At 43.2% G+C, this 12015-nt stretch carries 10 protein-coding genes and 1 tRNA gene; 10 read left to right on the forward strand and 1 reads right to left on the reverse strand.

Annotated elements, in window-relative coordinates; genetic code table 11:
* Positions 1 to 128: 128 nt before the first annotated feature.
* The 8 genes from metK to tyrS all read left to right on the forward strand — a co-directional run bounded on the left by metK (position 129) and on the right by tyrS (position 6424).
* Entirely contained in the window at positions 129 to 1421 is a 1293-nt protein-coding gene (gene metK, locus BF9343_RS00315; protein ID WP_005783643.1) for a methionine adenosyltransferase, read from the forward strand.
* 140 nt (positions 1422 to 1561) lie between these two features.
* Positions 1562 to 2149: an LOG family protein gene (locus BF9343_RS00320; RefSeq protein WP_032532449.1), complete on the forward strand. Its 588-nt coding sequence runs from the start codon at positions 1562 to 1564 to the stop codon at positions 2147 to 2149.
* Positions 2146 to 2976, forward strand: a complete 831-nt coding sequence (locus BF9343_RS00325) for a DUF4271 domain-containing protein (RefSeq protein WP_010991892.1) — start codon at positions 2146 to 2148, stop codon at positions 2974 to 2976. The genes BF9343_RS00320 and BF9343_RS00325 overlap by 4 nt, the downstream gene beginning before the upstream one ends.
* Before the next feature lie 4 nt (positions 2977 to 2980).
* On the forward strand, positions 2981 to 3733 hold the full coding sequence (locus BF9343_RS00330; protein WP_005783649.1) for a uroporphyrinogen-III synthase: 753 nt from the start codon (positions 2981 to 2983) through the stop codon (positions 3731 to 3733).
* A 90-nt stretch (positions 3734 to 3823) separates the two neighbouring features.
* Positions 3824 to 4204 (forward strand): ribonuclease P protein component, encoded by a 381-nt coding sequence (gene rnpA, locus BF9343_RS00335; RefSeq protein ID WP_005783651.1) that lies wholly within the window; start codon positions 3824 to 3826, stop codon positions 4202 to 4204.
* Positions 4201 to 4422, forward strand: coding sequence for a membrane protein insertion efficiency factor YidD (yidD, locus tag BF9343_RS21710; protein WP_005779696.1), 222 nt, complete (start codon positions 4201 to 4203; stop codon positions 4420 to 4422). The genes rnpA and yidD overlap by 4 nt, the downstream gene beginning before the upstream one ends.
* 6 nt (positions 4423 to 4428) lie before the next feature.
* Positions 4429 to 5064 (forward strand): TatD family hydrolase, encoded by a 636-nt coding sequence (locus BF9343_RS00340; protein ID WP_005783653.1) that lies wholly within the window; start codon positions 4429 to 4431, stop codon positions 5062 to 5064.
* A gap of 67 nt (positions 5065 to 5131) precedes the next feature.
* Complete coding sequence (gene tyrS / locus BF9343_RS00345; protein ID WP_010991893.1) at positions 5132 to 6424, forward strand: tyrosine--tRNA ligase; 1293 nt, start codon at positions 5132 to 5134, stop codon at positions 6422 to 6424.
* A 112-nt stretch (positions 6425 to 6536) separates the two neighbouring features.
* On the opposite strand, the gene BF9343_RS00350 is transcribed toward tyrS, so the two are convergent.
* Positions 6537 to 9809, reverse strand: a complete 3273-nt coding sequence (locus BF9343_RS00350; RefSeq protein ID WP_008657877.1) for a S41 family peptidase — start codon at positions 9807 to 9809, stop codon at positions 6537 to 6539.
* A gap of 163 nt (positions 9810 to 9972) precedes the next feature.
* Between BF9343_RS00350 and BF9343_RS00355 the strand changes: the two genes are divergently transcribed.
* Together BF9343_RS00355 and BF9343_RS00360 are read left to right on the forward strand one after the other, a co-directional pair.
* A tRNA-Gln gene (locus tag BF9343_RS00355) sits at positions 9973 to 10043 on the forward strand.
* Positions 10044 to 10368: 325 nt separating this feature from the next.
* Complete coding sequence (locus BF9343_RS00360; protein ID WP_005802003.1) at positions 10369 to 11949, forward strand: arylsulfatase; 1581 nt, start codon at positions 10369 to 10371, stop codon at positions 11947 to 11949.
* The last annotated feature ends 66 nt before the right edge of the window (positions 11950 to 12015 follow it).

A 12015-nucleotide genomic window follows, 5' to 3' on the forward strand; every position in this document is an offset into this window, starting at 1 on the left:
AAGATTTGAGTAGCTTGCAACCACAGAAAAAAATGCTAAAACAACATTCCCTTCTGTATGCGTTTTCTACTCTTTTTTGAATCTTTGCCCTCATTCATAATTTATAATTCATAATTCATAATTTTATTATGGGATATTTATTCACATCCGAATCGGTGTCTGAAGGACACCCCGATAAAGTGGCCGATCAAATATCGGACGCTGTGCTTGACAAACTGTTGGCTTATGATCCCAGTTCGAAAGTAGCTTGCGAAACCTTAGTAACTACCGGACAGGTGGTGCTTGCGGGAGAAGTGAAAACAGGTGCTTATGTTGATCTGCAACTGATTGCACGTGAAGTGATCCAAAAGATTGGTTACACGAAAGGCGAATACATGTTCGAAAGTAATTCGTGCGGTGTACTTTCTGCCATTCATGAACAAAGTGCGGACATTAACCGTGGTGTAGAACGCGAAGACCCGATGAACCAGGGAGCAGGCGACCAGGGTATGATGTTTGGTTATGCAACCAACGAAACAGAAAACTATATGCCGTTGTCTCTTGACCTGGCACATAGAATACTTCTTGTGTTGGCCGATATCCGCCGCGAAGGTAAAGAAATGACTTATCTTCGTCCGGATGCAAAGAGCCAGGTAACCATTGAATATGATGATAACGGTACTCCGGTACGCATTGATACGATTGTTGTTTCAACACAGCATGATGAATTTATATTACCGGCTGATAATTCTGCCGCTGCCCAACTGAAGGCTGATGAAGAGATGTTGGCAGTGATCCGGAAAGATGTGATTGAGGTGCTGATGCCTCGTGTCATTGCTTCTATTAATCATCCGAAGGTTCTTGCTTTGTTCAATGACCATATTATCTATCATGTGAATCCGACCGGTAAGTTTGTGATCGGTGGCCCTCATGGAGATACAGGACTCACCGGACGTAAGATCATTGTGGACACTTATGGTGGAAAGGGAGCTCATGGTGGCGGTGCTTTCTCCGGTAAAGATCCAAGCAAAGTAGATCGTAGTGCTGCTTATGCTGCCCGTCATATTGCTAAGAATCTTGTTGCTGCCGGTGTTGCCGACGAAATGCTGGTACAGGTTTCTTATGCTATCGGTGTGGCTCGTCCTATTAATATTTATGTAAATACATACGGACGCAGTAACGTGAAGATGAGTGATGGAGAGATCGCCAGAAAGATCGATGAACTGTTTGACCTTCGTCCGAAGGCTATTGAAGACCGCCTGAAACTGCGTTATCCGATTTATAGTGAAACTGCTGCTTACGGGCATATGGGGCGTGAACCTCAGATGGTGACTAAGCATTTTCAATCTCGTTATGAAGGCGACCGGACTATGGAAGTGGAACTGTTTACATGGGAAAAACTTGACTATGTGGACAAAGTAAAAGCCGCTTTCGGTTTGTAATCAGCGTAGCTTTACAGCTATTTATTATAGAAGGCTGCACTTGTTTTTAACCCGATATGGGGAGAAAACAAGGCAGCCTTCTTCTTTTCTCCTTGAAATTTGGTACTTTTGCAGCGTGTTGAACTAAACCCATGCAAGAAATGAACCAAATAACTTCCGTATGCGTATATTGCGCTTCAAGTACAAAAATAGACCAGACTTATTTTGATGCAGCCATGAAATTAGGGCATCTGTTGGCAAACCGGCATATCCGTTTGATAAATGGAGCGGGGAATATAGGATTGATGCGTTCGGTGGCTGATGCAGTATTGCAGAATGGGGGAGAAGTGACCGGAGTAATTCCTCATTTTATGGTAGACCAGGGATGGCATCACACGGGATTGACAGAGCTTATCGAGGTAGAAGGTATGCACGAGCGTAAGAGGTTGATGGCTGAAAAGAGTGATGCCGTGATTGCACTGCCCGGAGGATGCGGAACTTTGGAAGAGCTGCTTGAGATTATTACCTGGAAACAGTTGGGGTTGTATCTTAACCCGATCGTGATATTAAACACTAATGGTTTCTTTGACCCGTTGCTGGAGATGCTTGAAAATGCTATAGAAGGTAATTTCATGAGGAAACAGCATGGAGATATCTGGCATGTGGCACATACTCCGGAGGAGGCTGTAGAGTTGGTTTATTCCATACCGGTGTGGGATGGTTCTATTCGTAAGTTTGCCGCTATATGATTTTTGTCCAGGACTCTCTTGGCGCACAGGAGGCAGATACTGTGCAGCATGTAATTAGTGCAGCCGGTGCTCCCCAGAATACGTTGGGTAGCCGGGTGGATTTACAGGCGGTAAGTGAGACCGTGACCGGGGCGGAGGGTATGCCGATTCCTTATTCTCCAAGAACTGACGATGGGTTGGCTATGATACTGTTGGGATGTTTTTTTGTTTCTGCGTATGTGTTGGCACGCAGCAAGAAGTTTCTGTTGCAACAGGTGAAAGATTTTATGTTACATCGTGAAAGAACGAGCATTTTCGCTTCTTCTACGGCGGCTGACATGCGCTATTTGCTATTACTTATCGTGCAGACCTGCGTTCTTGGAGGTGTTTGTATTTTTAACTATTTTAATGATGTCAGGCCTGCATTGATGGAGCGTGTTTCGCCGCATATACTTTTGGGAGTTTATGTGGCTGTTTGTTTACTCTATCTTTTGTTTAAATGGATTTTATATTCGTTTTTGGGATGGGTGTTTTTTGACAAAAGCAAAACCGATATATGGCTGGAGTCTTATTCTACGCTGATTTATTACCTTGGATTCGCTTTATTTCCGTTTGTTTTGTTTCTGGTCTATTTTGATTTGAATGTCACCTTTTTAGTTTCAATTGGTTGCGTTTTGGTAATTTTTACTAAAATATTGATGTTTTACAAGTGGTTAAAGCTTTTTTCCTGTAATATTTATGGGGTTTTCCTTTTAATTTTATACTTTTGTGCCCTTGAAATCGTACCTTGTCTGATAGTGTATCAAGGTATGATTCAGCTAAATAATGTTTTGATAATAAATTTTTAGGACGTTGAAAATTAAGAAAGTATTAGTGTCGCAGCCAAAGCCTGCTTCAGAGAAATCTCCTTATTACGACATTGCTGAAAAGTATGGTGTAAAAATAGATTTCCGCCCCTTTATCAAGGTTGAGAGCGTCTCTGCGAAAGAATTCAGACAACAGAAAGTATCTATTTTAGATCATACGGCTGTTATATTTACATCGCGTCATGCGATTGATCATTTCTTCCATCTTTGTACGGAGTTGCGTGTGACGATCCCTGAGACGATGAAGTATTTCTGTGTAACAGAAGCTGTTGCTCTTTATATTCAGAAGTATGTGCAGTATCGTAAGCGTAAGATCTTCTTTGGTGCTACGGGCAAGATCGAGGATCTGATTCCTTCGATTGTGAAACATAAAACAGAAAAGTATCTCGTCCCGATGTCGGATGTACACAACGATGACGTGAGGGATCTGCTGGATAAAAATAACATCCAGCATACGGAATGCGTAATGTATCGCACTGTTAGCAATGACTTTATGGAGGGAGAGGAGTTTGATTATGATATGTTGGTATTCTTTAGTCCTGCCGGAGTATCTTCGCTGAAGAAGAACTTCCCTGATTTTGATCAGAAGGACATTAAGATCGGAACATTCGGATCGACTACAGCACAAGCTGTTCGTGATGCCGGACTCCGTCTTGATCTTGAAGCACCTAACGTGAAAGCTCCTTCAATGACGGCTGCCCTCGATTTGTTTATTAAGGAAAACAATAAAGGAAAATAAATGAAACGGTAAACAATAAATGGTGAACGATGAACAAGCTAAGTTATCTGTCCGTTGTTTACTGTTTATTGTTTACCGTTTGTTATTATTATGGCAAATACCCTGTGCAAAGCCGAAAGGCTGAATAGTAAGATTCTGATTGAGAAGATGTTTGCGGGCGGCTCAAAGTCGTTTTCCATCTTTCCGTTGCGTGTGGTGTATATGCCTGTTGAAAATCAAGATGTTCAGGCATCTATTTTACTGAGCGTTTCGAAAAAACGATTTAAACGTGCAGTAAAAAGAAATCGGGTGAAACGCCAGTTGCGTGAGGCTTACCGGATGCATAAACATCAACTTTTGCAGATTCTTACTGATAAGCAGCAACAGTTGGCTATTGCCTTTATCTATCTTTCGGACGAATTAACGTCCTCGGCCGAAATAGAGGAAAAGATGAAGATTCTACTGGCTCGTATTAGTGAGAAACTGGTATGAAACGCCTGTTGTCATATATATTGTTGCTTCCTATCTACTTTTACAGAGCATGCATTTCGCCCATGACTCCTCCTTCATGTCGTTTCACTCCTACTTGTTCGCAATACGCTATTGAAGCGATTAAGAAACATGGCCCTTTTAAGGGACTTTATCTTGCTGTCAGACGAATTCTCCGTTGTCATCCCTGGGGTGGATCGGGATACGATCCGGTTCCTTAATAGTCTATGGACATTCTCGATATACATACACATCGGATGCCTGTTGAACTTGGACAGGCGATACAAAATTGTCAGCCCGCAGAGTTTGATCCGTTGGCCGGTGCTTATTATTCTGTCGGAATTCATCCGTGGTATCTGACTCGTGAAAACCTTGACCGGCAGTGGGAGATGTTGCTTGCAGCGATACAGTGTCCCCAGGTTCTGGCAATAGGTGAAGCCGGTCTTGACAAATTGGTTCGGACGGACTATATGTTGCAACAGGAAGTATTTGAGAAACAGGCTATGCTTGCACACGAAATGAAATATCCGTTGGTGATTCATGCAGTGCGTTCGGCGAACGAAATTATCTGCCTGAGGAAAAAAATGAAACCCTCTAATCCTTGGATTATACATGGGTTCCGTGGAAAGAAAGAACTGGCTTTGCAGTACATCCGGGAAGGGATCTATGTTTCATTGGGTGAGAAATATCAGGAGGAAGTGCTTTGGGGCATTCCCTTGGAATATTTATTTTTGGAAACGGATGAAAGTATGATAGATATTCATTGCCTTTATGAACGTGCTGCTTTGCTATTGGAGATACCTCTTTGCAAACTTATGCAACAAGTGCGTCAAAACATTAATAACGTCTTTTTTAGGCAATAAGAGTTGCTTGTTACGATAAAGAGTCGTACTTTTGCCCTAATTAAACTTTAAAACTTATTATCATTCGATGAATTTTGTAGAAGAACTAAGATGGCGTGGAATGGTGCATGACATGATGCCCGGCACAGAAGAGTTATTGGCTAAAGAACAGGTGACTGCTTATGTGGGTATTGACCCGACAGCCGATTCATTGCATATCGGACACTTATGTGGTGTGATGATATTGCGTCACTTCCAGCGTTGTGGTCATAAACCATTGGCTTTGATTGGTGGTGCGACCGGTATGATTGGCGATCCTTCGGGTAAATCGGCCGAACGCAATCTGCTGGATGAGGAAACACTGCGTCACAATCAGGCTTGTATCAAAAAGCAACTAGCTAAGTTTTTGGACTTCGAATCTGATGCTCCTAACAGAGCTGAACTAGTGAACAACTATGATTGGATGAAGGAGTTCACTTTCCTGGATTTTGCCCGCGAAGTAGGTAAGCATATTACTGTGAACTACATGATGGCTAAGGAATCGGTAAAGAAACGTCTGAACGGTGAAGCCCGTGACGGATTGTCGTTTACTGAGTTTACCTATCAGTTGTTGCAAGGTTATGACTTTCTTCATCTCTACGAAACCAAAGGATGTAAACTGCAGATGGGAGGCTCTGATCAGTGGGGAAATATCACTACCGGTACTGAACTGATTCGTCGTACTAACGGTGGTGAGGCTTATGCATTGACTTGTCCGTTAATCACCAAAGCTGACGGTGGAAAATTTGGTAAGACCGAATCGGGTAATATTTGGTTGGACCCTCGTTATACTTCTCCTTACAAGTTCTATCAGTTCTGGCTCAATGTGAGTGATGCCGATGCTGAGCGCTATATTAAGATATTTACTTCACTCGATAAGGCAGAAATTGACGGACTGATTGCCGAACATAATGAAGCTCCGCATTTGCGAGTGCTCCAGAAACGTCTGGCAAAGGAAGTAACTGTGATGGTTCACTCTGAAGAGGATTACAATGCTGCAGTAGACGCATCCAATATCTTATTTGGTAATGCCACTTCCGATGCGTTGAAAAAGCTGGATGAAGATACATTGTTGGCTGTGTTCGAAGGTGTTCCTCAATTTGAGATCTCACGTGATGCGTTGGCAGAGGGAGTGAAAGCGGTTGATTTGTTTGTCGACAATGCCGCTGTATTTGCTTCAAAAGGTGAAATGCGTAAATTGGTTCAAGGTGGCGGTGTCTCTTTGAATAAAGAGAAGCTGGCTGCTTTTGATCAGGTGATTACTACTGCCGACTTGCTTGATGAAAAGTATCTGTTGGTTCAGCGTGGTAAGAAAAACTATTATTTGATTATTGCAAAATAAAGAACTTCTTTCTCCCCGTTTTGTGTCAGGACGACGGAAGAAGTGAAGTTTCGCTATAAATAAAAAGGATGGATTCTTAGAATCCATCCTTTTTATTTATAGAGTGGATAGGTTAATGCTTTTTCCCTTTGCCTGCCGGGAGTTCTTTCAGCAATTCTTCTACCGCTGTTTTCAATTGTGTATCTTCCCCTTTGACGATTGTTTCCGGTGAGTTGGCTACTTTAATATCCGGTTCCAACTGTGTGTTTTCCAGATAGCTCCCATCCGGAAGTCGATAGCCTATGACAGGAATACCGAATACCAGAGACGGGTCTTGCAGACGTTCCCAAGAAACGCTGGTCATGGTTCCCGGTACGGGCATACCTACCAATTTACCTAGTTTCTGATGGCTGTATACCCATGGTGTGCCATGTGCATTCGAGTAATTGGCTTCACACGTTAGCATGATAGACGGCTTGTTCCATCGGCGGCTGGGCATATCGCAAGCTTCGCGTCCGCGGACGACTTGGGTGAAATACTTTTTACCACTGAACAATACTTCAATATCTTCGTGAAGGCGGCCGCCGCCATTGAAACGGGTGTCGATAACGATTCCTTCGCGATTATTGTATTTTCCTAAAATATCTGAGTAGACAGAACGGAAACTGTCATCACCCATCGATTGTATATGTACATATCCCAGACGTCCGTCAGACCATTTATCTACATCGGCCGCGCGTTGTTTCACCCAACGTTTGTAGAGCAGATTATTGAGTATTCCGTTGCCGATCGGGATAACTACTTCTTCCCACCGTTCACCGCTTTGCGGATTGTATAATGAAACGAGTGTCTTTTTGTTTGCTTTGTCGTTCAATAACGTATGATAGTCTGTTTCAGGGGTTATTTCCTGTCCGTTAATTTTTTCAATGATAGTTCCGGCTTTTACTTTCGAGCGGGCGTGATCGAAAGGGCCCTTCTCAATCACTTCCATGATCGATGCGCCTTTTCCTTTATAATTCCAATCTGTAAGTACCCCCAGACTGGCTGTGGCATCTCCCGGTATAGATGGAGAGAAACGCCCGCCGGTATGTGATACATTCAGTTCTCCCAGCCATTCGCTGAGTAATTCGGCAAAGTCATAGTTATTATTGATGTGTGGCAAAAATTTACGATAAGCAGCAGACATGGTATCCCAGTTTACTCCGTGCATGTTGGCGTTGTAGAAACGTTTCTGTTGTTGCTTATATACATGGTCGAACATATATTCTCGTTCAGCAGCCAGATCCATTTTCATCTCTGCCTTATAGTTGATCGGCTTCAGGGTTTCTCCGCTGAGGTCCATCTTTTGCATGGTATTACCTCCCAGGACAAACAGGGATTTTCCATCTTTGTCCATATCCATAGAAGCCCATCCGGCATTCATTTTATGAAGCAGTTTGGTCTCTTTTTTACGGAGATCCATTTTCCATAGATCAAATCCGCCCTCGAATGCTGACAGATAGTAGAGAGTTTCGCCGTCTTTTGAGATAATAGTACTGCCCAGGTTCGAAGAGTTGGGAGTGAGGCGTATGATGCGATCCTCAAGACCATTCAGTTCTACTAGGATGTTTTTGATCTCATCTTTCTTCTCAGTATCTGTTTGGGGATCCTTCTTCTTATCTTTTTTCGGGTCAATTGAGGCTTTTTCTTTATCTTTCTGTTGTTCCTTTTCCAGTTCTTTTTGCAATTCATAATCTTCTTTGCTCAGGCGGAACTTGTCGAAAGCATCTTGATTGAGAAATACCAGCATGGCATCATTCTGTGAACCCCAGGAAGCATGTGCACGCATACCATATCGTTCGGTTGTGAACAAAATGGCATTGCCGTCCAGTACCCAACGGGGAGATCCGCTCATGTAACCGCTGTTGGTCAGGTTGGTAATCGGACTGTCCCCCTTTGCACTTACCAATCCTATATCCGAGTAAGGATCGTGTCGGTTGCCGATAAATTCGAGGGTGAACCATTTGCCGTCAGGTGACCATTGATAGTCGAAGTTTCCATCTGTGCTGAACCAGGTGGAACCATCGGTGATCTGACGAACTTTTTTCGTATCCAAATTGATTACCATCAAACGGTTACGCTCCTCTATAAATGCCAGCTCTTTACCGTCCGGTGAGAACTGCGGATAGGCCCGTTCCACGGTTGCGGATGGTAACAGCACCTCTTCTTCGATGATGGTGGCATTGGGGAAATTAGCTTCTTCCTTACGGGCTATTTTAGCAAGAAAAAGTTGCCAGTTGCCGTTACGCTCACTTGCGTAAGCCAGTGTACGATTGTCCGGAGCAAATGTTAACCCGGCTTCGCGTGCGGGTGTATGGGTGATTTGCTTTGTAGTTGCATAATCAGTTGAGGTTACAAATACTTCTCCCCGTACGATAAATGCAATTTGCTTCCCATCCGGTGATACAGTCCCTGATGTTGCCCCGTTTGTAAAAGTCAGGTCTGCTATTTTGTCCTGATCATCACGGACAATATCTATGTTTATTTTCTGTGGAGTGGCATTATCCTTTTGGGTATATATTTCTCCGTCGTATGCATAGCATAGCGTTCCGCCGTGACTCATTGACAGGAAACGTACCGGGTGTGTTTTGAACGATGTTACTGCTTTCAGGTCTTGTGCGTTGTCCAATGGAAAACTATAAACATTAAATGACCCTTTCCGTTCGCTTAAAAGATATACGCTTTTTCCGTCCGGTGAAAGTACGGGATTGCGGTCTTCTCCGGCATGATTGGTCAGGTTGGTATGTTTTCCTGTTTTAGTGTCGTACAGCCAAATGTCGCGGGTGATGGACGAAGTGTGGTGTTTCCGCCATTCATCTTCAAAACCTTTACGATCCTGATAGAGAAAGAACTCTCCTGATGGCGCATAACAAACGGCTTCGGCCGGAGTACCCAGTACCTGCTCCGTACGTCCTCCGTTCACGGGAACCTTGTATAGTTCTGTCATGGCTGTTGTCGGGAACAAAGCACTTTGTGACGGATCCTGGATGGATGCTGAAAAGAGAATATATTTTCCATCCGGTGTAAAAGCCGAAGGCAGTTCGGATGAAGAATGGGTAGTCAGTCTTTGTGCTGTACCTCCTGTCGCAGGCATTACAAAAATATCAAAGTTGCCATTACGATCACTGGCAAAAGCTATTTGTTTACTGTCGGGTGACCAAATGGGGGTACATTCATACGAAGGCTGTGTTGTGAGCTGGATGGCTGTTCCTCCTCCGGCAGATACCTTATAAATGTCTCCTTTGTAGCAAAACGCTATTTCTGTTCCGTCCGGCGAAATCTGTACATCGCGCATCCATAGCGGTGATGCGGCATTGCCGGTAAGCGTGGTGAGACCCAGTGCAATACATACAAAAAGTTTTCTCATACTTACTGAATTTATTTGTTTACTTTATTGATTTCTGTAAGTACAAAGGTAGCAATTCGCTTCGGCTAACGAGACTTATTATACAAAAAAGTCTAAAAATATTTGGAAAATAGCTTGCATGGCATTATCTTTGCATCGCTTTTTAACAGAAAGCGCAATAGCTTGTCCTATGGTGTAATGGTAGCACAACAGTTTTTGGTTCTGTTTGTCTAAGTTCGAATCTTGGTAGGACAACATACAATCGGATATATTTTATAAAAAAGCCCTAAAACAGACAGTTTTAGGGCCTTTTTTGTATCCCTTTATCTCACCGAATAAAACGCTAATTTGAATTACTGTCCTCAGTAGGTCCTCTTTCGATATTTTAGTATTTTGTACCGGATGAAATTCTATTCTATAATCTGTTCTTTATCTTCTTGTTGCCTTCTCTGTTGCCTTTATGTTTTTCGAAGAACAAAGGAAAGAACTCCCGGTGGATTTTTATTATCTTAAATTTCTCTTCTTTCTCTTTCTTTTTACCTATTTTTGCCTATTCGTTAATACTAAAGTCTGATAATCAATGAAACGTCGCGATTTTCTGAAATGTTCACTTGCCGTGGGAGCAGGTTTGGCAGCCTCTCCGTCAACCTATGCGTTTAATGGCGAAAGCAAAGAGACCGGTAATGATTCTTCCAAACTGTCAAAGGCTCCTGCCACAAAGGGAGGGAAGCCGCATATCATTTTTATTATGAGTGACCAACATCGTGGAGATGCTTTACATTGCATGGGCAATAAGGCGGTTATTTCTCCTAATATAGATAAACTGGCTCAGGAAGGCAGTTTGTTTGTGTGTGGTTACAGCTCTGCACCCAGTAGTACGCCTGCACGTGCCGGTTTGCTCACGGGGATGTCTCCATGGCACCATGGGATGCTGGGATATGGGAAGGTGGCTTCCAAATATAAATATGAAATGCCTCAGATGTTGCGTGACTTGGGTTACTACACTTTCGGGATAGGAAAGATGCACTGGTTTCCACAGAAAGCTTTGCATGGTTTTCATGCTACGTTGGTCGACGAGAGCGGACGCAGTGAAACCCGTGATTTTATCAGTGACTATCGGGAATGGTTTCAGTTGCAAGCTCCCGGGAAGAATCCGGATTTAACAGGAATCGGCTGGAATAATCATAATGCCGGGACTTATAAACTTGAAGAGAGGCTGCATCCTACAGCCTGGACAGGTCAGACAGCTTGTGAATTGATACGCAATTATGATAGCGATCAACCTTTGTTCCTCAAGGTCTCTTTTGCTCGTCCTCATAGTCCGTACGATCCTCCGAAACGATATTTGGATATGTATGAGAAGGTAGATATTCCTGTACCGTTCGTTGGAGATTGGTGTGGGAAATATGCTGAACGCAAAGATCCGGAACGGGTTTCAAAGGATGCGGCTTTTGCAAATCTAGGCGAAGAGTATGCTGTCAATTCACGACGCCATTATTATGCAAATGTGACATTTATTGATGACCAGATTGGACAGATCATTCAGACTCTAAAAGAGAAAGGAATGTACGAAAATGCAATCATTTGCTATACGGCCGATCACGGTGATATGTTGGGAGATCATTATCATTGGCGGAAAACCTATGCATACGAAGGGTCGGCCAAGATTCCTTATATCATAAAATGGCCTTCTGCCATGACTACACAGGCTATCAGAGGAAAGCGGATTGAACAGCCAGTAGAGCTACGCGACTTTTTACCTACCTTCATTGAACTTGCGGGAGGGACGGTACCGGATGATATGGATGGAAAATCTTTGGTAGCCCTGGCCTCAGGAAATAAAAACGGCTGGCGAAAATATATCGATCTGGAACATGCCACCTGCTACAGTGCCGATAACTATTGGTGTGCGTTGACTGATGGTAAAATGAAGTATATCTGGTTTATTCATACGGGTGAAGAGCAACTGTTCGATTTAAGTTCAGATCCCGGTGAACAGAAGAACCTTTCCGGAAATAGTCGTTATGCAGATAGGCTGGTTGAAATGCGTAAAGCGATGGTTGACCACTTGCAAGAGAGAGGAACAGAGTTTGTAAAAGATGGAAAGCTGGCGGTAAGAGATCAAACCTTACTTTATAGTCCCAATTATCCGAAAGATTGATTTATTCATGATAATTGGAGTATCATTTATTCCCAAATCCCGTTTTCTTTTCTTATTTTTGCGTCG

The organism is Bacteroides fragilis NCTC 9343, assembly GCF_000025985.1.
Classification (GTDB): Bacteria; Bacteroidota; Bacteroidia; order Bacteroidales; family Bacteroidaceae; genus Bacteroides; species Bacteroides fragilis.

Coding starts and splice junctions, on each gene's coding strand:
- BF9343_RS00360 (WP_005802003.1), top strand. CDS start 10,369: ATGAAACGTCGCGATTTTCTGAAATGTTCACTTGCCGTGGGAGCAGGT.
- tyrS (WP_010991893.1), top strand. CDS start 5,132: ATGAATTTTGTAGAAGAACTAAGATGGCGTGGAATGGTGCATGACATG.
- rnpA (WP_005783651.1), top strand. CDS start 3,824: ATGGCAAATACCCTGTGCAAAGCCGAAAGGCTGAATAGTAAGATTCTG.
- BF9343_RS00340 (WP_005783653.1), top strand. CDS start 4,429: ATGGACATTCTCGATATACATACACATCGGATGCCTGTTGAACTTGGA.
- BF9343_RS00350 (WP_008657877.1), bottom strand. CDS start 9,809: ATGAGAAAACTTTTTGTATGTATTGCACTGGGTCTCACCACGCTTACC.
- yidD (WP_005779696.1), top strand. CDS start 4,201: ATGAAACGCCTGTTGTCATATATATTGTTGCTTCCTATCTACTTTTAC.
- BF9343_RS00320 (WP_032532449.1), top strand. CDS start 1,562: ATGAACCAAATAACTTCCGTATGCGTATATTGCGCTTCAAGTACAAAA.
- metK (WP_005783643.1), top strand. CDS start 129: ATGGGATATTTATTCACATCCGAATCGGTGTCTGAAGGACACCCCGAT.
- BF9343_RS00325 (WP_010991892.1), top strand. CDS start 2,146: ATGATTTTTGTCCAGGACTCTCTTGGCGCACAGGAGGCAGATACTGTG.